22 protein-coding genes are annotated in these 20459 nt (G+C 67.4%); 7 read left to right on the forward strand and 15 right to left on the reverse strand.

Translation table 11 applies throughout. From position 1 onward, the window contains the following. Positions 1-40 precede the first annotated feature (40 nt). Together TS85_RS01810 and TS85_RS01815 are read left to right on the forward strand one after the other, a co-directional pair. On the forward strand, positions 41-433 hold the full coding sequence (locus TS85_RS01810; protein ID WP_044330080.1) for an endonuclease domain-containing protein: 393 nt from the start codon (positions 41-43) through the stop codon (positions 431-433). Then, positions 430-1527 carry an ATP phosphoribosyltransferase regulatory subunit gene (locus tag TS85_RS01815; RefSeq protein ID WP_044330082.1) on the forward strand — a complete coding sequence of 366 codons (1098 nt, stop codon included), beginning with the start codon at positions 430-432 and terminating at the stop codon, positions 1525-1527. Before TS85_RS01810 ends, TS85_RS01815 begins: the two co-directional genes overlap by 4 nt. Positions 1528-1590: 63 nt before the next feature. Here the strand turns inward: TS85_RS01815 and TS85_RS01820 are convergent, their stop codons facing one another. The 4 genes from TS85_RS01820 to TS85_RS25155 all read right to left on the reverse strand — a co-directional run bounded on the left by TS85_RS01820 (position 1591) and on the right by TS85_RS25155 (position 6775). Continuing rightward, positions 1591-3024 (reverse strand): mannitol dehydrogenase family protein, encoded by a 1434-nt coding sequence (locus TS85_RS01820; RefSeq protein ID WP_044330084.1) that lies wholly within the window; start codon positions 3022-3024, stop codon positions 1591-1593. A 65-nt stretch (positions 3025-3089) separates the two neighbouring features. After that, positions 3090-4085 (reverse strand): aspartyl protease family protein, encoded by a 996-nt coding sequence (locus tag TS85_RS01825; RefSeq protein ID WP_044330086.1) that lies wholly within the window; start codon positions 4083-4085, stop codon positions 3090-3092. Positions 4086-4141: 56 nt separating this feature from the next. After that, positions 4142-6529 (reverse strand): ligase-associated DNA damage response DEXH box helicase, encoded by a 2388-nt coding sequence (locus TS85_RS01830; RefSeq protein WP_077228402.1) that lies wholly within the window; start codon positions 6527-6529, stop codon positions 4142-4144. Positions 6530-6583: 54 nt separating this feature from the next. After that, positions 6584-6775: a hypothetical protein gene (locus tag TS85_RS25155; protein WP_155006273.1), complete on the reverse strand. Its 192-nt coding sequence runs from the start codon at positions 6773-6775 to the stop codon at positions 6584-6586. Between the two features lie 98 nt (positions 6776-6873). Here TS85_RS25155 and TS85_RS01835 point away from each other — a divergent pair, with 98 nt between their 5' ends. Further along, a complete protein-coding gene (locus tag TS85_RS01835; protein WP_044330088.1) occupies positions 6874-7869 on the forward strand; it encodes a ligase-associated DNA damage response exonuclease in 996 nt (331 codons plus the stop codon). A 241-nt stretch (positions 7870-8110) separates the two neighbouring features. On the opposite strand, the gene rpoN is transcribed toward TS85_RS01835, so the two are convergent. The 6 genes from rpoN to TS85_RS01865 form a co-directional block, all read right to left on the reverse strand. Then, on the reverse strand, positions 8111-9628 hold the full coding sequence (rpoN, locus tag TS85_RS01840) for an RNA polymerase factor sigma-54 (RefSeq protein ID WP_044335680.1): 1518 nt from the start codon (positions 9626-9628) through the stop codon (positions 8111-8113). A 108-nt stretch (positions 9629-9736) separates the two neighbouring features. Then, positions 9737-10513 carry an LPS export ABC transporter ATP-binding protein gene (gene lptB, locus TS85_RS01845; protein WP_044330089.1) on the reverse strand — a complete coding sequence of 259 codons (777 nt, stop codon included), beginning with the start codon at positions 10511-10513 and terminating at the stop codon, positions 9737-9739. Between the two features lie 140 nt (positions 10514-10653). Continuing rightward, positions 10654-11193: an LptA/OstA family protein gene (locus tag TS85_RS01850; RefSeq protein ID WP_044330090.1), complete on the reverse strand. Its 540-nt coding sequence runs from the start codon at positions 11191-11193 to the stop codon at positions 10654-10656. Continuing rightward, complete coding sequence (gene lptC, locus TS85_RS01855) at positions 11193-11837, reverse strand: LPS export ABC transporter periplasmic protein LptC (protein WP_044330091.1); 645 nt, start codon at positions 11835-11837, stop codon at positions 11193-11195. The genes TS85_RS01850 and lptC overlap by 1 nt, the downstream gene beginning before the upstream one ends. A gap of 47 nt (positions 11838-11884) precedes the next feature. Beyond that, complete coding sequence (locus tag TS85_RS01860; RefSeq protein ID WP_044330092.1) at positions 11885-12505, reverse strand: ribonuclease D; 621 nt, start codon at positions 12503-12505, stop codon at positions 11885-11887. A 60-nt stretch (positions 12506-12565) separates the two neighbouring features. Further along, positions 12566-13390: a TerC family protein gene (locus TS85_RS01865; protein ID WP_044330093.1), complete on the reverse strand. Its 825-nt coding sequence runs from the start codon at positions 13388-13390 to the stop codon at positions 12566-12568. A 212-nt stretch (positions 13391-13602) separates the two neighbouring features. Between TS85_RS01865 and TS85_RS26315 the strand changes: the two genes are divergently transcribed. Beyond that, a complete protein-coding gene (locus TS85_RS26315) occupies positions 13603-14421 on the forward strand; it encodes a cold-shock protein (protein WP_044335682.1) in 819 nt (272 codons plus the stop codon). Positions 14422-14679: 258 nt separating this feature from the next. On the opposite strand, the gene TS85_RS01875 is transcribed toward TS85_RS26315, so the two are convergent. Next, the gene (locus TS85_RS01875) at positions 14680-15513 is read right to left on the reverse strand and encodes a DMT family transporter (protein ID WP_044330094.1); all 834 of its coding nucleotides are present in this window, start codon (positions 15511-15513) and stop codon (positions 14680-14682) included. Positions 15514-15539: 26 nt separating this feature from the next. Next, a complete protein-coding gene (locus TS85_RS01880; RefSeq protein WP_044330095.1) occupies positions 15540-17123 on the reverse strand; it encodes a cisplatin damage response ATP-dependent DNA ligase in 1584 nt (527 codons plus the stop codon). A 66-nt stretch (positions 17124-17189) separates the two neighbouring features. Between TS85_RS01880 and TS85_RS01885 the strand changes: the two genes are divergently transcribed. Next, complete coding sequence (locus TS85_RS01885; RefSeq protein ID WP_044330096.1) at positions 17190-18020, forward strand: metallophosphoesterase; 831 nt, start codon at positions 17190-17192, stop codon at positions 18018-18020. An 86-nt stretch (positions 18021-18106) separates the two neighbouring features. Beyond that, entirely contained in the window at positions 18107-18433 is a 327-nt protein-coding gene (locus tag TS85_RS01890; protein WP_044330097.1) for a hypothetical protein, read from the forward strand. A 48-nt stretch (positions 18434-18481) separates the two neighbouring features. On the opposite strand, the gene TS85_RS01895 is transcribed toward TS85_RS01890, so the two are convergent. Then, positions 18482-18979, reverse strand: coding sequence for a Dps family protein (locus tag TS85_RS01895; RefSeq protein WP_044330098.1), 498 nt, complete (start codon positions 18977-18979; stop codon positions 18482-18484). A 114-nt stretch (positions 18980-19093) separates the two neighbouring features. After that, positions 19094-19657 (reverse strand): TMEM165/GDT1 family protein, encoded by a 564-nt coding sequence (locus TS85_RS01900; RefSeq protein ID WP_044330100.1) that lies wholly within the window; start codon positions 19655-19657, stop codon positions 19094-19096. A gap of 174 nt (positions 19658-19831) precedes the next feature. On the opposite strand from TS85_RS01900, the gene rpmG reads away from it, so the two are divergent. Beyond that, positions 19832-19999 carry a 50S ribosomal protein L33 gene (gene rpmG, locus TS85_RS01905; protein WP_025560997.1) on the forward strand — a complete coding sequence of 56 codons (168 nt, stop codon included), beginning with the start codon at positions 19832-19834 and terminating at the stop codon, positions 19997-19999. A gap of 41 nt (positions 20000-20040) precedes the next feature. Here the strand turns inward: rpmG and TS85_RS01910 are convergent, their stop codons facing one another. Continuing rightward, a complete protein-coding gene (locus TS85_RS01910) occupies positions 20041-20430 on the reverse strand; it encodes a response regulator (protein ID WP_044330101.1) in 390 nt (129 codons plus the stop codon). Positions 20431-20459: the final 29 nt, after the last annotated feature.

Genomic DNA, 20459 nt, shown 5'->3' on the forward strand with positions numbered 1-20459 from the left:
CTCCCCATTGGGGAGAGGGTTGGGAGAGGGGCAGGCGCCGATGCCAAGGGTCGATGAGGTGTTACTTGCGCGCGCAAAACAAATGCGCAACAATCCGACGCCTACGGAGATCGCGATGTGGTCGATGCTCCGAGCCAAGCGTTTCGACACGGTCAAATTCGCTCGCCAAGTGGTGATCGCACCCTATATCGCCGACTTCGTAGCGCGGTCGCACAAGCTGATCGTCGAGGTTGACGGAGATACACATGCATTGCGCGAGGACCGCGACGCGCGGCGCACGGCATGTTTGGAACGGCAGGGGTATCGGGTGATACGTTTCACGAACTACGAGGTGGGAAGTAATCTGGAGGGCGTCGCGCTTGCGATTCTTGCGGCCCTTGCGGACTGCCCCTCTCCCAACCCTCTCCCCAGAGGGGAGAGGGCTTTAGGATGACCGGACTCCTCCCCGAAGGCTTTCACGATCGCCTGCCCCCCGCCGCCGATTCCGCGGCACGACTCGAGACGCGCGCGCTGGGCGTGGCGCGGCTCTTTGGCTATGAACAGGTCGATCCGCCGCTCGCCGAATTTGCCGATGCCTTGGGCTCGCGGCTCAAGGCGGGGCGGATGCACGATGCGGTGCGGTTTATCGACCCGGTGTCGCAGCGTACGCTCGCGATCCGGCCCGACCTTACCGCGCAGATCGGGCGGATCGCCGCCACGCGCATGGGCCACCATCCGCGCCCGGTGCGGCTGTCCTATGCGGGGCAGGTGCTCAAGCTCACCGGATCGGCGCTCCATCCCGAGCGATCGATGCGCCAGATCGGGTGCGAGCTGATCGGGCTCGATACCGTCGCGGCGGCGACCGAGATCGTGCGCGTCGCGATCGAGGCGTTGCAGGCGGCGGGCGTGACCGGCCTGTCGATCGACTTCACGTTGCCCGACCTGGTCGAGACGCTCGCGGGGGACAGCCTTGCCCCCGACACGCTGGCGGCGCTGCGCGATCGGCTGGACGCCAAGGACGCCGGCGGTGTGGCCGCTATCGATTCGCATTATCTACCGCTGATCGAGGCGGCGGGACCGTTCGATGCCGCGATGGCGCGGCTGCGCGCGTTCGACGCGGGCAAGGCACTGGCGAGTCGGCTCGACGGGCTCGCGGAGATCGCCGCCAGCATCGATGGCCAGGCGGCGCTGACGCTCGACCCGACCGAGCGGCACGGCTTCGAATATCAAAGCTGGCTCGGCTTCTCGATCTTCGCGCAGGGCGTGCGCAGCGAGATCGGGCGCGGCGGCACCTATGCCGTGCTCCACGAAGCGGGGCAGGAGGAGCGCGCCGTCGGCTTCTCGCTGTTCGCCGATCCGATCCTCGACGCCGGGCTCGGCGCGACCGAGCGCACGCGGCTGTTCCTGCCGTTCGGCACGCCCGCGGAGACCGGCGCGGCGCTGCGCGCACAGGGCTGGGTCACGGTCGCGGCGCTGGAGGGCGACGACACCCCGCAGGCGCAATTGTGCAGCCATGTGCTGCGCGAGGGCGTGCCGACCGCGCTCTGAGGCGCGGCCCACGGTCCGCTATTGCCAATCGTTAGCGGCTGCCATTGCGAAGCAGTCGCAGCCTTACCGCGCGAGCAACGGCTCGATATCGCCGTCGAGGAACGCGACCAGCGCCTCGACCACTGCGTGGCGGAAGCGGGGATCGGTGGCGAGGCGTTCGGGGAAGACCTGGCGCAGCGCCAGCATCGCGGTCGCGACGTCGCTACCCGTTGCCGCCTGTGCCAGCGTGTCGGCCAGTGGATCGGTGATCGTCTCGCCCGCCTGCGCCTTGCGCCGCACGAACGCCATCCACGCCGCGACCGGCACCGCCAGCCGCTCGACGCTGCGCCCGGCGTCGAGCGCGTCCTGCACCGTGTCGAGCAGGCGATAGGGCAGCTTCTGCGACCCGTCCCACGCGATCTGGCTCAGCAGGTGGCGGATCTCCGGGTTGCGGAAACGGTCGAGCACCGCATCGGCATAGCCGGCCACGTCGAGCCCCTCGACCGGCTTGAGCGAGGCGGCGATATCGTAATGCATCAGCCGCGACACGAAATGTTCGAGCGCGGGATCGGACATCGCCTCGAACACCGTCTCCAGCCCGCGCGCGAGCCCGATATAGGCGAGCGACGAATGCGCGCCGTTGAGGATGCGCAGCTTGGCCTGTTCATAGCCGCGGACATCGTCGGTCAGCGTCACGCCCGCAGCCGCGAGATCGGGGCCATCCGCCATGTCGAACCGCTGGAGCACCCATTGGGTGAAGGATTCGCGCTGGACCGCGGCCTCGTCGCTCACGCCCAGTTCGTGGCGGACCTTGGCGAGGAACGCCGCATCGCTTGCCGGGGTGATCGAATCGACCATCGAATCGGGGAAGGCGACTTCGGCCTCGATCCACCCCGCCAGCGCCGGATCGAGTTCGCGCGCAAAGGCTGCGCAGGCGGCGCGGAGCTTGCCGCCATTGCCGGTCATGTTGTCGCAGCACAGCATCGCGAAGGGCGCGGCGCCCGCGGCGTGGCGCGCGGCGAGCCCGGTGACGATCCAGCCGATGACGCTGGCCGGCTCGGCGGGGCGGGCCAGGTCGTGCGCGATGTCCTTGTGATCGAAATCGAGGCTGCCGTCGCTACGCAGGCAATAGCCCTTTTCGGTGACCGTGCTGGTCGCGATCCGCACCGCAGGGTCCGCGAGCAGCGCCCGCAGCCGCGCGCCTTCGCCTGGGCCGACCGTGTCCGAATGCGCCGCGATGATCCGCATCGACGGCTCGCGATCGATCACCGCGAGCGTGTAGAGCCCGTCCTGCCGCTTGAGCGCGTCGGTGGTCGTGCCACTGCGCAGCGAGACCGCGGCGATTCCCCAGCGCGGATCCTGATCGAGCACGCGGTCGAACACCGCCGCCTGATGCGCGCGGTGGAAGGCGCCGGGCCCGAAATGCACCACGCCGGTCCGGATCGCCGCCGGATCGTGGCCGGGGCGGACGATCGTTGCGGGCAGGGCGGAGAGCGTGTCGCGCGAGAGACTTGTCATACAGCGGCTCAAGCAATGCTCGGCGGCCAAGTCAACCGAAGGATTGCGGGCGAAGGATTGCGGGCTCAGCGGGTTGCGCGGGCCGGTCCGCTGGAAATCAGTGGCGACGAAAAATCCTTCGACGCGACGGGGGTGTCGCGCGGCAACAGGAAGCGGACCTCGCGATTGGGGAAATCGATATCGACGCGCCGGAAGCTGCGCAGCGCGTCCATGCCGAGCAGCAGCGCGGGGCGCCGGGTGAGCCCGAAGCGCTCGAAGGGGCGCACTTCGGCAAAGGCGACCGGCAGCGAATCGAACACCACCCCGCCGATCCGGATGGCGGGAACCTGGACATAATCGGCGACCGCGGTCTCGCCCGTGACGCTGGTCAACTGGATCGGCACGCCCGCCCCGGCGGCCCGCCCGATCCGCTTGCGCAGCATCGCATTGCCCATCGTCACCTGCGATCCGGTGTCGAGCACGACCTGGACCCGCGTCTGGCCGTAATAGGCGTCGGTGACGATCAACTGGCCGAACACGCTCTTCGCGGTCACGACGATTTCGTCGCGGTCGCGGTGCGTTGCGCGGACGCGCCGCTGGCTGGGGCGCACCGCCATCGTGCCATGTTCGAAATCGATGCTGACCTGGTGGTTGCGCAGCGTGTCGATCCCGAGCAGCCCGGCCGCGCCGAGATTGCGCGCGTCGAGCGACGGTGCGATCACCGTGTGGAGCTGTCCGATCGACTGGATCGAAAGATCGGGGACGATCACCGTGTCGACGCGCGACGTGCCGGTCATCGAGGTCAGCGACACCGATCCCCCCGGCGCCAGCCCCAGCACGCTGGCGAGCTGGCGCGAGACCACGGTGCGTTCGGCGCCGGTATCGATGATGAAGGGATAGGGGCCGCGCAGCCCCACCGCGACAGGCACGGTCAGCCGTGTATCGATTGCGCCGAGCGTCAGCAGCGTCGCATCGACCGGCGGATCGGCGACAATCGGGTCGGGACCCTGCGGCCCCTGCACATCGCCGTTCGCGCCGAGCGACGCGAGCAGCAGCATCAGCGGGCGAAAGACTCCAAGCATAGCCGCAAGTCTATACCCGCACTTATTGCGCAGCAATCGTGCAAAAATACCTAGGTTCAGTCGACGCGCATCGCCTCTGCGGCAATCGTCTCGGCCTCCATCAGCAACGCGTCTTCGGCGCTGCTTTGCGCAACCGTTTCGCGACCGATCATGATCAGCACGGGTACTGCCAGCGGACTTACCCGCTGCAAGTCGACATGCAGCATCGTCTCGGCGGCGGTGTCGAGCAGATGCGCGAGCCGCCCGACATCGGTCATCCGCGCGCGCGCATCCTGCCACGCCGCGCGCATCAACAGATGGTCGGGCTCATATTTGCGCAGCACGTCATAGATGAGGTCGGTCGAGAAAGTGACCTGGCGTCCGCTCTTCTTCTTGCCGGGGTGCTGGCGCTCGACGAGCCCGCCGATGATCGCCACTTCGCGAAACGCGCGCTTGAGCAGCGCCGATCCCTGCACCCAGTCGACGAACTCATGTTCGAGGATATCGGGGGAGAAGAGCGCGGCAGGGTCCTCGATCTTCTCAAGGCCATAGACTGCGAGCGCATAGTCGTTGGCGACGAAGCCCAGCGGCTTGAGCCCCAGTGCCTCCATCCGGCGGGTGATCAGCATGCCCAGCGACTGGTGCGCGTTCCACCCCTCGAAGCTGTACGCGACCATATGGTGCCGCCCCTCATGCGGGAAGGTCTCGACCAGCAACTGCCCCGGCGCGGGGAGCGCCGAGCGTGCTTCCTGCACCTCCAGCCATTCGCGGACATCGTCGGGGAAGCGCCGCCACTGGCTGCGGTCGTGGAGGAAGGTACGGACGCGCTGTGCCAGCGTCGCGGTGATCGCCAGCCGCGCGCCCATATAGGACACGAACCGTGCCTGTTTGGCGGTCGCGCGGACGATCAGGTCGGTCTGCTCGACGCGCTCGACCTCGAGCGCCAGCCCCGCGAAGAAAAAAGTGTCGCCCGGCGACAACGAATTGCCGAAACCTTCCTCGATCTTGCCCAGCCGTCGCCCGTTGCGAAAGCGCACCTCGAGCATCGGCGCCTCGACGATGATCCCTGCGTTGAGCCGATGCTGCGCGACGAAGGCGGGCAATGTCACGCGCCACAGCCCGTCACCGCCGCGCGTCAGCCGCTTGAACTTGTCATAGGCGCGAAGCGCGTAGCCGCCGTCCTGGATGAACTGGAGCACGCTTTCGAAGGTCTCGGCGGGCAGCGCCGAATAGGGCAATGCTGCACGGATTTCGTGCAGCATATCGCCGCCGTCGAACGGCTCCGCGCAGGCGCAGGCCATCAGATGCTGCGCCAGCACGTCGAGCGTGCCGGGGCGAAAGACGTCGGGGTCGAGCTCGCCGGCCTCGACCGCGTCGAGCGCGGCGCGCGCCTCCAGATATTCGAAACGGTTGCCGGGGACGAGCACCGCCTCGCTCGACTCGTCCAGCCGATGATTGGCGCGCCCGATCCGCTGGAGCAGTCGCGACGACCCCTTGGGCGCCCCCATCTGGATCACGCAATCGACATCGCCCCAATCGACCCCCAGGTCGAGGCTGGCGGTGGCGACCAGTGCGCGCAGCCTGCCGTCGGCCATCGCCTGCTCGGCGCGCTGCCGCGCCTCGAGGCTCAGGCTGCCGTGATGCACGCCGATCGGCAGCTTCAACTCGTTGACCTTCCACAATTGCTGGAAGATCAGCTCGGCCAGCCCCCGCGTGTTGCAGAAAATGATCGTCGTCTTGTGCGTCTCGATCTCCGCCATCACCTGCGGGATCGCATAGGTGCCCGAATGCCCGGCCCAGGGGACGCGCCCCTCGGGCAGCAGGATCGCAATGTCGGGCTTCGCGCCGGGCTCGCCCTGCACCAGCGTCACCTGATCGATATCGCCATAGGGCGCGAGCCAGGCACGATAGCCATCGGGGTCCGCGACCGTCGCCGACAGCGCGACGCGGCGCAGCCCGGGCGACAGGCGCTGGAGCCGGGCGAGCGCGAGCGCGAGCAGGTCGCCGCGCTTGCCGGTGGCGAAGGCATGGACTTCGTCGATTACCACGGTCTTCAGCCCGGCGAGCATCGTCAGGCTGTCGGGATAGGACAGCAACAGGCTGAGCGATTCGGGGGTGGTGAGCAGGATCTGCGGCGGGCGCGCCCGCTGGCGGACCTTGCGCTCGTGCGGGGTGTCGCCGGTGCGCGTCTCGACGCGGATGTCGAGCCCCATTTCATCGATCGGGGCGAGCAGGTTGCGCTGCACATCGACCGCCAGCGCCTTGAGCGGCGAGATATATAGCGTGTGGAGCCCCTCGGCAGGCGCCTCGACCAGTTCGGTCAGCGTCGGCAGGAAGCCGGCCAGCGTCTTGCCCGCGCCGGTGGGGGCGACCAGCAGCGCATGGCGCCCTGCGCGCGCGGCGGCAAGCATCTCCAGCTGGTGCCGCCGCGGCGCCCATCCGCGCGTGGCGAACCAGTCGGTCAAGGGTAAGGGAAGAGTCGCGGACGTCACGCCCCTATCTAGCGACCTCCGCCGTGGTTACGAGGGCCGGCCGTTCTCGTTGCCCTTGTCGTCGCGCTCCTGCTGGTCGTATCGCTCGCGCGTCGCCGCCTCGGTCCGCGCAATGTCGCGCTTCGATCCGCGGTTGTGCAGCATCGCCCAGGCAATCGCGATCGCCAGCAGGATCGGCCCGACCACCACGATCAGTCCCTGCATGCTTGAAAGATCCATGGTCCACCTCTTCGCTGTTCGTATCGCGTAACCAACGAAGCCGGAACGGTTTTCGATCCCCAGTGGAACCATGTGCCCGCGCCACCCATATTGCGGCGATGCGATTGGGAGACTGGATCGAGCCGCGCCCCACGGGCATTTACATCCCGTCGGCGGATGCATGGGTCGATCCCAGCGCACCGGTGGCGCGGGCGCTCGTCACGCATGGCCATGCCGATCACGCGCGCGGCGGGCATGGCGAAGTCTGGGCAACGCCCGAGACGCTGGCGATCATGGAGTGCCGCTATGGCGCGCAGGCCGGGCATGCGGTCGCCTATGGCGAGACGCTGCGGATGGGCGAGGTGGATATCGGCTTCGTCCCCGCCGGCCATGTGCTGGGCTCGGCGCAGATCGTGCTCGACCATCGCGGCGAGCGGATCGTGGTGTCGGGTGATTACAAGCGCCGCGAGGACCCGACCTGTGCGCGGTTTCAGCCGGTGCCGTGCGACGTGTTCGTCACCGAGGCGACGTTCGGGCTCCCCGTGTTCCGCCATCCCGAGACGCAGGACGAACTCGACAAGCTGCTGGTCCGGCTTCGCGCCGATCCGACGCGGTGCGTGCTCGTCGGCGCCTATGCGCTGGGCAAGGCGCAGCGCGTGATCCGCGAATTGCGCGTGATGGGGTTCGACGATCCGATCTATCTCCACGGCGCGCTCCAGCGGCTGTGCGACCTCTATGTCGAGCATGGCGTTGATTTGGGCGAGCTGCGCCCTGTTGCGGGCGCGGCGAAGGCCGAGCTGCAGGGGCGGGTGATCCTGTGCCCGCCGGGCGCGCTCAACGATCGCTGGTCGCGGCGGCTGCCCGATCCGGTGACCGCAATGGCCAGCGGCTGGATGCGCGTCCGCCAGCGCGCCCGGCAGCGCAATGTCGAACTGCCGCTGATCCTGTCCGACCACGCCGATTGGGACGAACTGACGTCCACGATCCGCGAAATCGCGCCGAAGGAAGTATGGGTGACGCATGGCCGCGAGGACGCGCTGGTCCATTGGTGCGGCCTCCACCAGATCAAGGCACGCGCGCTGGAGCTGTCGGGGTTCGAGGACGAGGATGATTGAGGGAATAGATGCTCGCGCCCTAGGAATGGCGTTGGCCTAAAAAATAGGAATAGAGTCAAGGTAGTTGTTAGATGCGCTCGGGCAGAAAATCGGATGAAAATCGGTCGCGCTTTTCTATACCGTCATGCTGAACTTGTTTCAGCATCCATTGTGCAACAGGCTACCGCATTGCCCGTGGAGGGTTGGACCCTGAAACAAGTTCAGGGTGACGGAAGTATAAGGCGCGCGAACGCCCGCCGCCTCAGCCCGTCCCCTCCAGCGCCTTTTGCCGCCGCCGCTGGACCGAGCTGCCGATCCCCAGCGCCTCGCGATATTTCGCCACCGTCCGCCGCGCGATGTCAAAGCCCTTGGCGTTGAGCAGTTCGACCAAAGTGTCGTCGGACAGGATCTTCTTCGGGTCCTCGGCGGCGATCAGCGCGCGGATCGCGCTCTTCACCGCCTCCGCCGACACCGCGTCGCCGCCGTCCGACGACTGGATCGCGCTCGTGAAGAAATATTTGAGCTCATACAGCCCGCGCGCGCAGCTCAGATATTTGTTGCTCGTCACGCGGCTCACGGTCGATTCGTGCATCTCGATCGCGTCGGCGATCTGGCGCAGCGTCATCGGCTTCAGATGCGCGACCCCCTTCAGGAAGAACGCTTCCTGCTGCTTCACGATCTCGCTCGCGACCTTGATGATCGTGCGCTGGCGCTGGTCGAGTGCCTTGACCAGCCAGTTCGCGCTGGCGAGCATGTCGGACAGCCATGCCTTGCTGGTCTTGTCCTGCGGCCCCGACGAGACTTCGGCATAATAGGCCCGGTTGACGAGCAGCCGGGGCAGGGTGGCGGCGTTGATTTCGACGGCCCAGCCATTGCCGCGCCGCGCGACGAAGATGTCGGGCACCACCGTCATCGTCGGCTCGCCGCCATAGCGGCATCCGGGTTTCGGGTCATAATTGCGCAGCTCGCGGATCATGTCCGCCAGGTCCTCGTCATCGACGTCGCACAGCCGCTTCAGCCGCGCCATGTCGCCGCGCGCGACCAGATCGAGATTGTCGAGCAGCCGCGCCATGCACGGATCGTAGCGATCGGCTTCCTTCGCCTGGAGCGCGAGGCATTCGGACAGGCTGCGCGCGCCGACGCCGGTGGGGTCGAAGGTCTGGACCACCCCTAGCACCGCCTCCACTCGCGCCAGCGGCACGCCCAGCCGGTTGGCGATATCGAGCAGCGGCGCGGTGAGATAGCCGCACTCGTCGATCTGGTCGATCAGGTGCGCGGCGATGAACAGGTCGGGGCCTGCGACGCTCGCCCCCGCCTGCGCGAGCAGATGGTCGGCGAGGCTCAGCGCGGCGCTGCCGAAATTGTCGAAGTCGGGCCCGTCCTCTGATCCGCCGCTGCCCGTCCCGCTCAGCCCCAGGCTGCCGTCGAGCCCGCCGATGCTGTCCGATGCGCTGTCGTGGTGGAAGCTCTCGGCGGCGAAATCGACGTCGAGCGACGCCTCGCCCGATGCCTCGGCACCGCCCGCGATCAATTCTCCGGCATCGGCGGGCCCGTCGCGCGGGGCGGCAAAGTCGGGCTCGGCGGGCTCACTCGGCGGCTCGGGCGCATCCTCGGCGGTGCCGCTCTGCGCGTCGAGCAGCGGGTTCTTCTCGATCTCCTCCGCGATGAAGGTCTCGATCTCGAGATTGGAGAGCGCCAGCAGCTTGATCGCCTGCTGGAGCTGCGGCGTCATGACCAGCGATTGCGACTGCCGCAGGTCGAGGCGAGGCGCGAGGCTCATATTATTCTGTGGCGGCGCCGGCCCGCTCCCCCGCCCGGCCACCCGCAAGATACTGCCGTTGGGTGGCCGGGCGGGGGAGCGGGCCGGCGCCGAAACCGGAAACTATCCTCACAGCGCGAAGCTCTCGCCCAGATACAGCCGGCGGACATTCTCGTCGCGGACGAGGTCGTCGGGCGAGCCGGCGAACAGCACGCGCCCGTCATAGATGATGTAGCCGCGGTTCACGATGTCGAGCGTCTCGCGGACATTATGGTCGGTGATCAGCACGCCGATTCCGCGATTCTTCAACTCGCCGATCAGGTCGCGAATGTCGGCGATTGAGATCGGGTCGATCCCCGCGAACGGCTCGTCGAGCAGCATGATCGTCGGGTCCGCGGCCAGCGCGCGCGCAATCTCCGCGCGGCGGCGCTCGCCGCCCGACAGCGCCATGGCCGGGGCCGCGCGCAGCCGGGTCAGCCCGAATTCGTCGAGCAGCTTGTCGAGTCGGTGCTGGCGCGCATCCTTGTCGGGCTCGCTGAGTTCCAGCACCGCGAGGATATTCTTCTCGACGCTCAGCCCGCGAAAGATCGAGGTTTCCTGCGGCAGATAGCCCAGCCCCAGGATCGCGCGGCGGTACATGGGCAGCTTGGTGATATCCTCGCCGTCCAGCATGATCCGGCCCGAATCGGGCTTTACGAGGCCCATCACCGAATAGAAGCACGTCGTCTTGCCCGCGCCGTTGGGGCCGAGCAGCCCGATCACTTCGCCGCGACCGACCGACACCGACACATCGGTGAGCACCACGCGCTTGTCATAGGATTTGGCGATCGAAACGACCGCCAGCCCCTTGTCGGGCAAGGGGGCCGGATCGGCTATCGGGGTTTCGAGCGTGGCGACGTCGTTCATTTCAGCGCCCCTGATGGACTGGCGACTGGTACCGCGCCCTTACGGATACCGGGTTTGGCAGGATTCCTGCATGAATTAGATTTCGCAGTAAGTCTACCGCCCAGGGAAGCGTTGTGCGGCATGCGGTTGCTTGCGACCGATTACTGCCCCTGGCGCTTGGGCACCGAGAATCGCCCGGTGACGCGCCCGCCCTGGCTCTGCGTGCCCGGTGCGCCGCCGCCGGTTCCCGATCCGTCGATCGTCGCGCGCCCCGAATCGAGGTCGATCGACAGCCGCCCGCCCGAGACATTGCCCGAGGGCTGGCGCAGCGTGACGCCGCCGACCATCGTGATCACGCGGCGGTTTAGGTCATAGACGGCATATTGCGAACTGGCGGTCTGGTCCGGGCGCGACACCGTGACCCCCCCGGCGGCGTCGAGCCGCGAGACCTGGGGCGAACCCTCGGTCACCTGGCCGGTATAGCTCACCGTCATCCGCGCCGCGGTCAGGATCATCTCGGCCTGGGTGATTCGCACATTGCCGGTCAGCAGCACGCGATTGTTGCGATCCTGAAGCTCGATATGGTCCGACGCGAAGTCGATCGGCGCCGACGAATCGTGGCGAGTCTGCGCGAATGCCGGCACCGACGCAGCGAGCGTCAGCGGGAGCGCAAGGGCGAGGGGGGCGAGGCCGCGAGTCATCAGCGCCTATTTGCGCGCTTGGGGATTATCCGCAAGCGCGCATTACCATCTAGTGAGATGGTCCGCGCTTCCAGGTCGGCAGTCAGCTTGTCCGCGCTGAACACGCCTGTCGGGGTATCGCCCGTCACTGCGCCCCCGCTGGCGAGCTTTCGCGTCTTGAGGTCGACCGTCGCGTCGTTGGTGTTGAGTGTATAGCCATCCGCCGTCTTGAAACGGAGTGGGCCGTCGACCGACACCTGCTCGCTGTTCAGGTCGTAATGGCCGCGATCGGCGGTCAGCGAGGCGGGCCCCTCGGGCAGGCGGATTTCGGCGGTCAGTTCGTTGAGCTGGACGATCGGCTCGGCTGAGCTGCGCTGCACGGCCGAACCGGCATGGAGGTTGAACTGCTGGCCCTTGGCATCGGTGCCGCGATATTCGGCGGTCTCGAGCCGCAGCCGCTCCTTGGCGATCTCGACCTTGTTCTTGTCGAGCACGAAGCTGACATCGCCGCCCATCATCAGCGGGGCGATCACCAGGAACGCTGCGAGGACGCCGATGCCGAGCGGCAGCGCGATCAGCGCCAGCCGCACCAGCCGATCGTGGCTGCTGCCGGGATGCGCCCATCCGCGCTTCTGCGACCGGAGCCGGGCTGCGACTTCAGACATGGAGCGCCCCTTCGCGGCGTTCGAGGCGGGGGGCGCTGCGCATCGCGTCAGATATGCGCAAAAATGTCCGTGTCCGGCCAGCCGGCCAGATCGAGCTCGGCGCGCCAGGGCAGGAAATCGAAACAGGCTTCGGCGAGCGGCATGCGCCCTTCACGCTCGAGACGCTTGTCGAGTTCCACTTTCATCGCATGAAGATAGCGGACGTCCGACGCGGCATAATCCTTTTGCGCGTCCGAAAGATCGGGGCCGCCCCAGTCCGAGGATTGCTGCTGCTTCGAGATCTCGGCACCGACCAGCTCGCGCGCCAGGTCCTTCAACCCGTGGCGATCGGTATAGGTGCGCACCAGCCGCGACGCGATCTTGGTGCAATAGACCGGCGCCGCGATCACGCCGAGGTAGAAGCGGATCGCGGCAAGATCGAATCGCGCGAAATGATAGAGTTTGAGCCGCTCGGGATCGCTCAGCACCGCGCGGAGATTCGGCGCGTCATAGGCGGAATGCGATCCGAAGCGGACCAGATGCTCGTCCCCCGAGCCATCGGAAAGCTGGACGACGCACAGCCGGTCGCGCGGGGTGATGAGCCCCATCGTCTCGGTATCGACGGCGATCGATGCGCCGGGGGCGAATACGCCCTCGGGCAGGTCCTCTTCATGGAAGTACACGGTCATCGCTTCCGCCTAGACGCCTTCGCCCGCTATCTCAATGGGTCGCGGGTGGCGGCAATCGGGTCAGTGCGTCGTCGGCGTGGGGGGAGCAGGCGGGTTGGGGCTGGCCGCCGCCTTGCGCTCGCGCGATCGCCGCGACCAGATGTTGAGTGCCTCGACTGCGCCCGAAAACGCCATCGCGGTGTAGATATACCCCTTGGGGACATGCGCGCCAAAGCCCTCGGCGATCAGCACCATCCCGATCATCAGCAGGAAGCCGAGCGCGAGCATCACCACCGTCGGGTTGCCGTTGATGAAATTGGCGAGCGGCGTCGCCGCCAGCAGCATCACGCCGACTGCGACGATGACCGCGACGTACATGATCTCGACATGCTCGGTCATGCCGACCGCGGTCAGGATCGAATCGATCGAGAAGACGATGTCGAGCATCAGGATCTGGACGATCGCTGCCGTGAAGGTGATCGACGCGACATGCTTTTTGTCGAGCAGCGAATCGCTGTCGTGCACGTCGACCGAGTGATGGATTTCCTTGGTCGCCTTCCACACCAGGAACAGCCCGCCGCCGATCAGGATCAGGTCGCGCCACGAAAAGGCCGTCTCGAACGAGGGCTCGCCATGCGATCCCACCGGCCCGACGATCCCCAGGTCGAATACCGGATGCACCAGCCCGACGATCCAGGCGATCATCGTCAGCAGCGCAAGGCGCATGATCAGTGCCAGGCCAATGCCGATTCGCCGCGCCTTCACGCGTTGTTCGGGGGGGAGCTTGTTCGACAGGATTGAAATAAAGATCAGATTGTCGATTCCGAGCACCACCTCCATCACGATCAGAGTGACGAGCGCGGCCCAGGCGGCGGGGCTGGCGATGAGTGCGAGGATAGCGTCCATGGCCTGCTTCTCTGCCCGTGTGGCGTTTTGGACGCAAGCGACGCTTTTCGGCTGCAATTGCCGCAATCAAGACGAATTTCGTTCGCGCCCTGTCCGGTTTTGGGCTATGGCTGATTCCCGTGGCACTTTTTTTAGTGCCCGAACACCTGCGTTTTTCGTCCGACGCTTGGGTTTTGGTTGAGGTCAAGGGGCGAACGGAAGACGAACAGGGCATGAGTTTTGATCGAGGGCGCCGTGGTGATCGCGGCGGGCGCGGCAGAGACAAGCGCGATGGTTTTGGTGGCGACGACAGCAGCTATGGCGGCGGTGGCGGCTTTGGTGATCGCGGCGGCTTCGGCGGCGGTGATCGCTTCGGTGGCGGCGGTGGTGGCGGCGGCTATGGCGGCGGCGGCGGTGGTTTCCGCAGCGGCGGTGGCGGCGGCTTCGGCGGCGGCGGTGGTGGCGGCTTCGGTGGCGGCGGCGGCGGCGGTGGCCGCGGCATGCCCCCGCAGGTGGTCGGCGAAGCGACGGGTGTCGTAAAATTCTTCAACGCGCAAAAGGGCTTCGGCTTCGTCGTTCGCGATGACGGCGGCGAGGATGTGTTCGTGCACATTTCCGCAGTCGAGCAGGCGGGCCTGACAGGCCTGGCCGAAGGCCAGCCGATGGGCTTCACGCTCGTCGATCGCGGCGGTCGCATCTCGGCGACCGAGCTGAAGATCGACGGCGAGCCGCTTCCGGTCGAAGACCGTGGTCCGCCGCGCGATCGCGACGCCGCTCCGGGTGCGCCCCGTGGCGCCGCCGGCGGTGGCGCCGGTGGCCCGCAGCGTCAGCTGACGGGTGAGAAGGCGACCGGCACGGTCAAGTTCTTCAACGCGATGAAGGGCTTCGGCTTCATCCAGCGCGACGACGGACAGCCCGATGCCTTCGTCCACATCTCGGCCGTCGAACGCGCCGGGATGCCGACCCTCAACGAAGGCGACCGCCTCGAGTTCGAACTCGAAGTCGATCGTCGCGGCAAATACGCAGCGGTGAACCTCACGCCGATGAGCTGAGCTTCGCTGTCAGCGAACCGAATAAAGGGGGCCGGGCGGCAACGCCTGGCCCCTTTGCTTTGGGCGGTTGGGGGGCGGCGACGCCATACATGGATTTCGTCATCCCAGCGCAGGCTGGGATCCATTCAGCCACTTCGCTGGAAGAAAAACGCAGACCGAGCCACGAATGGATCCTGACTTTCGTCAGGATGACAATGGGTTCTATCCTATGCGGTTCCCCTGCATCGCGCCGGGAGCGAGCGCTACCGCCGAAGCCGCCTACCGCGTCAGGATCACGACCGCGCCGGCCAGTATCCCGGTCACGCCGATCAGCCGCGTCGCCGTAACCCGCTCGCCCAGGAACAGCGTCGCGATCGCCAGCGCCGTGACCATGCCCGTCTCGCGCAAAGCCGCCAGCGGCGCGGTCGGCCCCATTGCGAACGCGCTCAGCGCCAGCCCATAGGTGACGATCGACAACGCGCCCGCGACCACTCCGAATCGCCATTGCCGCCGTGCGGAGACAAAGATCGTGCCGCGCGACACGACTCCGAACATCGCCACCGTCAACATGCCCATCAGCACGAACATCCACACGATAAAGCTCGCCGGTGTCGGCGCCGCGCGCACCCCCTGGGCATCGATCAGCGTGTAACAGGCGATCGTCACTCCGGTCAGCAACGCCCAGCGGAGCCCCGCGCGGCCGATATGCTGCCCCATCGCCATCGCGAAGATCGCAGCCCCGATCAGCCCGATTCCGGCGAGCGTGCGGACACTCGCGCTCTCGCCGAACAGCCCGATCGCCAGCGCCGCCGTGACGACCGGCGCGGTGCCGCGCAGGATCGGATAGGCTGCCGAAAAGTCGCCATGCTCGAACGCCCGCACCATCGCGTAGAGATAGACGCAATGCAGGACGGCGGACCCCGCCAGCCAGCCCCAGGCGCCTTCGGGCAGCGGGACCAGCAGCGTCGCGGGCAGCAGCAGGATCGCGCTCGACCCGTCGATCGTCGCGCGGCCCGCCATCTTGTCCTTGCCGCCTTTGAGGATGGCGTTGACCACCGCGTGGATCGACCCGGACGCGATCATCATTGCGGCGGGGACCCAGGGCTGTACCATCGCGGTTCCCTAACGCCGCGCCCCCCTCACGTCACCAGCCGCCGCAGCCCCGCGACCGTATCCGCCTCTTCCGCCGGCTTGTCGGTGCGAATCCGGCTGATCCGGGGAAAGCGCATCGCCAGCCCCGATTTGTGCCGCTTCGATTCGTGGATCGAATCGAACGCCACTTCGAGCACCAGCGTCTTCTCGACTTCGCGCACCGGCCCGAATCGCGCCATCGTATGCGTGCGGACGAATCGGTCGAGCCCTTTCAGCTCCTCGTCGGTGAACCCGAAATAGGCCTTGCCCACTGGCAGCAACTCGCCCTCGGGGGTCCAGGCGCCGAAGGTGAAGTCCGAATAGAAGCTGCTGCGCTTGCCGCTCCCCCGCTGGGCGTACATCAGCACGCAATCGGCGTTGAGCGGATCGCGCTTCCATTTGTACCACAGCCCGACGCGGCGCCCCGCGACATAGGGCGAATCGCGGCGCTTGAGCATCACCCCCTCGATCGCGGCGTCGCGCGCACCCGCGCGGATTTCCTCCAGCGCCGCGAAATCGGGCGCGTCGATCACTGCCGACACGTCGAATCGCTCCGAGTCGAGCCCGCCCGCAAACCCCTCCAGCCGCGCCCGCCGCGCGTGCCAGGGCAAAGCGCGCAGGTCCTCGGCGCCCTCGAACAAGATGTCGTAGAGCCGTACGAATGCCGGAAATTCCGCGCGCGTCTTGGTCGACACGATCTTGCGCCCCAGCCGCTGTTGCAGCGCATTGAAGCTCGCCGCGCCGCCTTCGCCGCCCTGGGCTGTCCCCTTCACCAGCAGTTCGCCGTCGAGCACGCCGGGCGTGCGAAACGCCGCCGCGACTTCGGGGAAGCTGGGGGTGATGTCGTCGCCCGCGCGGCTGTAGAGCCGAGTCTCGCCCGCGACATGGACGATCTGGACGCGGATGCCGTCCCATTTCCACTCGGCGGCATAATCGTCGAGGCTGACCGAATCGACCTCGAGCGGGTGCGCGAGCATGAACGGGCGGAAGACCGGCACGTTGGCCGCGGTCGGCTGGGTCCCGCGCCCCTCGGCCCAGTCGAATAGCGGCGCATAGGGCGGGGCGAGCCCGTGCCACACTTCCTCCACCGCATCGACGTCGAGCCCGAACGCCTGCGCCAGCGCGGTCTTGGCCAGCCGCGCCGACACGCCGATCCGCAGCGCGCCGGTCGCCAGCTTGAGCAGCGCATAGCGTTCGTCGGCATCGAGCCGGTCGAGCATCGCCGCCAGCACCGCGGGCGCATCGGAGCGCGACAGCGCGCCCAGCGTGGCGACGACATCCGACAGCGTCAGCGGCGCGGCCTCCGCCGGGGGTGTCGCGGGCGCGGGCCAGAGCAGCGCGATCGTCTCCGCCGAATCGCCGACGAAGTCGCGGCTGAGGCCATAAAGCACCGGATCGACTCGCGCCTCGACCAGCGCGCGGAGCATCGCGGGCTTGATCGCGGGCAAGTCGAGCCCGCCGGTCAGCGCCGCCATCGCCCATCCGCGATCGGGATCGGGCGTGGCGGCCAGATAGTCGCCGATCAGCCGCAGCTTGGCGTTGCGCGAGCGCATATAGACCAGGGCGTCGAGGAGATCGGAAAAGCCGCGCATCGCGTGTCTAAAGATGGGCGCACCCCGCTGGTTCCGCCAGCCCGTACGGTGCGCTACGCACGGGCGATGCGCAAAGCCGTGCTTGCCCTGCTCGCCCTCCTGCTCGCCGGCGTCGCGCTGGCCGCCTATGCTTTCGCCGAGGCGCGGCGCGATCCCGTGGTGCGCGTCGCCGAAATCGGGCTCGATCGCTGGCCCGCGGGCGCGGCGCCGGTGCGCGTCGTGCTGCTCAGCGACATCCATATCGGCACCGCCGCGATGGGGCCCGCGCGGCTGGCGCGGATCGTCGCGCAGGTGAATGCACTGCGCCCCGATCTCGTCGTCATCGCCGGCGACTTCGTCTCCGGCCATGTGCCCGACAGCGCAGCCCGGATCGGCGCGCCGATGGTCGCGCCGCTCGCGGGGCTGCGCGCACCTCTCGGGGTGGTTGCGGTGCTCGGCAACCATGATCACTGGACCGGCGCGGCGGCGGTGCGGGCGGAACTGGCCCGCGCGCGAATCGCAGTGGTGGAAAACGGTGCGCTCGTCCGCGGGCCGCTCGCGCTGGGCGGCGTGGGGGACGATTTCACCGGCCATGCCGATATCGCCGCGACGATGCGCGCGGTCCGCCGCCTGCGCGGCGCGCGGGTGCTGTTCACCCATTCGCCCGACATCGCCCCCGATCTGCCCGCCGATGCGGCGCTGCTCCTCGCCGGGCACACGCATTGCGGCCAGGGGGTGCTGCCCTTCTGGGGCCCGATCAGCGAGGTTTCGCGCTATGGCGCGCGCTATCGCTGCGGCATCCGCGCCGAGCCCGCACGCACCGTCGTCGTCACCGGCGGGCTGGGGACCAGCGGGGTGCCGTTCCGGCTCGGCGCGCCGCCCGATCTCTGGCTGCTCACGCTCGGGCCGAAGCGTTAGCCTCTCGCGCTGGGAGCGTGTTGGCGCTAGACTACGCTATAGCGGTGTGCGGGATGCGCACCGCGTTCGGAAGAGGACGCTCTCGCATGAAATTCGCATTCCTGACCGCAGCTATGCTGGTGTGTGTCGCCCCGGTCGCTGCCTCTGCCCAGACCGCGCCTGCCGCCGCTGCCGCACCCGCGACTCCGGCCGCCGCTGTCGCCAAGTTCAACCTCGACACGCCGATCGAGCAACTGGTCGCCGATCCGAAGGCAAAGGCCGTGCTCGACGCCGACCTGCCGGGCACGTCGACGCATCCGGCCTATGACATGTTCAAGGCGATGAGCCTGCGCGCGGTACAGCCCTATTCGGAAGGCGCGATCACCGACGAGATGCTTAAGAAGGTCGAAGCGGACCTCGCCGCGATCAAGTAATCCACGACAGACGGGCCGGCACCCACGGGTGCCGGCCCGTTTTGCCTGTCAGCCCTTGCGGCTGGCTTCGAACAGGAACCAGGCGCGCTCTTCGGCCTGGTCGGTCCATTCGTCGACGATGCCGCTGGTCGCGTTGTCGCCCGCCGCTTCGGAGGCTTCCTTGACCGTGCGGAAGCTCTCGACGAGCTTGAGATTGTCGTCGCGCAGTTCGGCGAGCATCGCCTCGGGCGAGACGAATTCGGCATCATTGTCGCTGATCGTCTGGCGGCGCGCGATGTCGCCGATCGAGCGCAGCGTGGTGTTGCCGGTCTTGCGCACGCGCTCGGCGATCGCGTCGGTCACGCCCAGGATCTGCGTCGCCTGGTCGTCGAGCATCAGGTGATAATCGCGGAAATGCGGCCCCGACACGTGCCAGTGGAAATTCTTGGTCTTGAGGTACAGCGTGAAGCAATCGGCCAGCGCGCTGTTCAGGGCGTCGGCGACGCTTTTCACGTCGTTGCGGTTCAGGTCGGTGGGGGTCGCAAGTGCGGCCTTGGTGTCTGCCATGGGGGTTCCTCCAGTTTTCGGTTCGAGCACTCAACGTACCGATATAGTTTCGGGTCCGTCCCCCGCCATGCGTAATTATCCATCAGTATGATCGGCCCAGCCATTCGGTCGCGGTCAGGCGAGCCCAAGCGCGCCCAGCATAAGGTACAAGCCGGTGCCGAGCAGCGCGACGCCCAATACTCCGCGCGTCCGGCGCAGCGGCAGTGCCTGCCAGCACCGCTCGCCCAGCACCGCCGCGACCAGCGCCACCGCAAATGCCCCCAGCGTTGCCCCCGCGGCGGCGAACCAGGGCAGCCCGCCGGCCGCCAGCGCCAGCGTCACGAACGGCCCACGGTCGCCCAGCGCGGATACCAACGCCCCCAGCAGCGGCGCGACCACCGCGCCGTTCCGCCAGGCTTCGAGCCCCGCCGGCGGTTTGCTCGGCCACAGTCCGCCGATCCCGGCCATGACCAGCGCAACTCCGAGCAACAGCCTTGCCGCGTGCGGGGAGAGCCCCGGCCCGATCGCCGCGCCGCCCAGCGCGGCCAGCAGCGCAATCGCGGCATGCACCAGCCCCGCCACGATCGCGACGCGAATCGGCGCGGCGTAGCGATCGGCGAGAATCGCCGTCAGCAGCGCGGGCCGATCGCCGATCTGCGTCAGCAGCGCGAGGAGAAAGGCCGGTACGATCGCTTCCATCTGGCTTCCTCCGCTGGCAGTATCGTGGCGGATCGCCGTTAAAGCCGCGTGAACCGCCTCGATCGGGGCGTCTTCGCCTTGACTTTTCCGGCGGACTGGCCCATCGGCCCTCGTCTGTCAGCGGTGCGCTTTCGCGTGCCGCTCTTTCTTTTCAAGATTCAAGGGTTTCGGGTCATGGCCAAGCCGACCACTGTCAAGATCAAGCTCGTCAGCACGGCGGACACGGGTTTCTTCTACGTCACGAAGAAGAATCCGCGCACCCAGACCGAGAAGTTCTCGTTCCGCAAATATGATCCCGTCGTGCGCAAGCATGTCGAGTTCAAGGAAGCGAAGATCAAGTAAGCACGCCTCCCGCCCCGGCGGGATGCGATGTGCCGCAGCGCTCAGCCCTGGGGGGCTGGCGCGCTGTCTGGCACCAGCGCTCGGACTTCGTCCATGAAGCGCGCCAGCGAGATCGGCTTGGAGACATAGGCATTCGCGCCTGCCGCGCGGATGCGTTCCTCGTCGTCGCGGCCCGAATAGGCCGTCACCGCCATGATCGGGATCGCGCGCAGCCGCGAATCGCCCTTCATCTCGCGAATCAGGTCCAGCCCGCTGACATGCGGCATCTGGATGTCCATCACGACCAGGTCGGGCGCGAAGTCGCGCGCCTTCGCCACCGCCTCGCGTCCGTCGCGCACGGGCTCGGCGGCGAAATCATGCGCGCGCAGCAGATCGCAGAAGAGTTTGAGATTGAGTTCGTTGTCCTCGACAACGAGCACCCTTTTTGTCACGCGCTGGCTTCCTGATCAGAATGGGGACT

Source organism: Sphingomonas hengshuiensis (genome assembly GCF_000935025.1).
GTDB lineage: Bacteria > Pseudomonadota > Alphaproteobacteria > Sphingomonadales > Sphingomonadaceae > Sphingomonas > Sphingomonas hengshuiensis.